This window comes from Flavonifractor sp. (genome assembly GCF_019422385.1).
In the GTDB taxonomy this organism is placed as follows: domain Bacteria; phylum Bacillota; class Clostridia; order Oscillospirales; family Oscillospiraceae; genus Flavonifractor; species Flavonifractor avistercoris.
This window is the reverse complement of record NZ_JAHZDL010000050.1, coordinates 1-1798: the sequence shown is the minus strand read 5'-3', so window position 1 is coordinate 1798 and position 1798 is coordinate 1. Positions and strand designations below refer to the sequence as shown.

The 1798-nt window shown below is 62.4% G+C and carries 1 protein-coding gene and 1 pseudogene; both read left to right on the top strand.

All coding sequences use genetic code 11. From position 1 onward, the window contains the following. Positions 1-399: pseudogene (locus QZ378_RS07890) on the top strand (hypothetical protein); the annotation flags it as partial. A 268-nt stretch (positions 400-667) separates the two neighbouring features. Next, the coding region (locus tag QZ378_RS07885) for a PepSY domain-containing protein (protein WP_291257886.1) at positions 668-1798 on the top strand (1131 nt) is incomplete at its 3' end.

The window sequence follows — 1798 nt, the reverse complement described above, 5'->3', positions numbered from 1 at the left end:
CCGGAGGAGGAACCGGCCACCGAGGTGGTGATCCCGGTGGCGCCGCCCAGCCCCACGCCGTCCCCCACCTCGGACCTCACGCCGGAGCCTGTGCCGGAGCCCACGCCGGCGCCCTCCGCGCCCCCTGTCCCCTCTGCCGACCCGGGGATCACGGACTACGATGACACGGACTACGGCCCCAACGCCGACGGGGTCACCGATTATGAGGATACGGATTACGGTCCTTACAGCGACGGCGTCACCGACTATGAACCTCCCGACGACGGCCCTTATGTGGACGGTGACACCGACTATGAGGACCGGGATGACGGCGATGACCGGGACGACGATGACGACGACTGGGACGGCGATGGCGATGATGATGGCGACGATGACGGAGAGCGGGATGACGACGATTAACGCAGAAAAATTTCCGCCGCGGCCCCGGTTTTGAAGGCCGGCCGCCGTATCCTTCCAGTGTAAGTCAAGGAAAATCAAAAACTCCCAATTCCCTTTTGTGTTCCTGAATTCAAAATTTTCCATAGTGTTCCCGCCCCCTGCGGGGGCGGGAACACACAAAAGAATTGGAACATAAAAAAGTTTTCCCAGACCCCGGTTTCGAAGCAGCAGCTCCGTAATCTAAAATCAGAACACAAAACCAAACACCATGTTCAAGGAGATGAAAGACATGAAACAGAACATCCACACCAAATTGTTTGCCCTGACCCTGACCACCGCCCTGGCCCTGACCACTCTGACCGCCTGCGGGAACGGCGCCGGCACGGCGGCCCTCCCCGAGACCCCCGGCACCAGCGCCCCCCTTCTGGAAGAGAGCGGCGGCGTGGCCGGCACCGTCCTGCTGAGCGTGAACCCGGAGATCGAGATGGACTATGACGACGCTGGCAACGTGGTGGCCCTCACCGGCCGCAACCAGGAGGCCCAGACCCTGCTGGCCTCCTACACCGGCTACCAGGGCCGGCCCTGTACCCAGGTGGTGGGAGAGCTGGTGAATGAGATCAACGCCGGCGGCTACTTCGATACCACCATCGACGGCCATGAGAAGAACATCGTCCTCAAGCTGGAGCGGGGCTCCGCCTATCCCAGTGACCAGTTCCTCAATGAACTGGCCGAGGCGGTCCGGCTGGTGGTGGAGACCGACCAGATCGGCTCTCAGCCCGTGACCCTGGACCAGGACGACTACGACGATGCCTACGGCGACAAGGGGTACATCAACGCCTCCGCCGCCCAGAGCATCCTCTCCACCCAACTGGGCCGGGACGACCTGCAGTTTGTGGAGAAGGAGTACGACCTGGACGACGGGGAGTACGAGGTGGAATTCGTCCTGGACGGCGTGGAGTACGAGTATGAGGTGAACGCCTACACCGGCAAGGTCACCGAGATGGACGCGGAGTTCCAGGACTATGACGACACCGACTATGGCCCGGGCAGCGACGGGATCACCGATTACGGCGTGACTGACTACGACGACACCGACTACGGCCCCAATGCCGACGGGATCACCGACTACGACGACACCGACTACGGCCCCAACGCGGACGGAATCACCGACTACGACGACACGGACTACGGCCCCAACGCCGACGGCATCACCGATTACGACGATACCGACTACGGTCCCAACGCCGACGGCATCACCGATTACGACGATACCGACTACGGCCCCAATGCCGACGGCATCACCGATTACGACGACACGGACTACGGCCCCAACGCCGACGGCATCACCGATTACGACGACACCGGCTACGGCCCCAACGCGGACGGGATCACCGATTACGACGACACCGACTACGGCCCC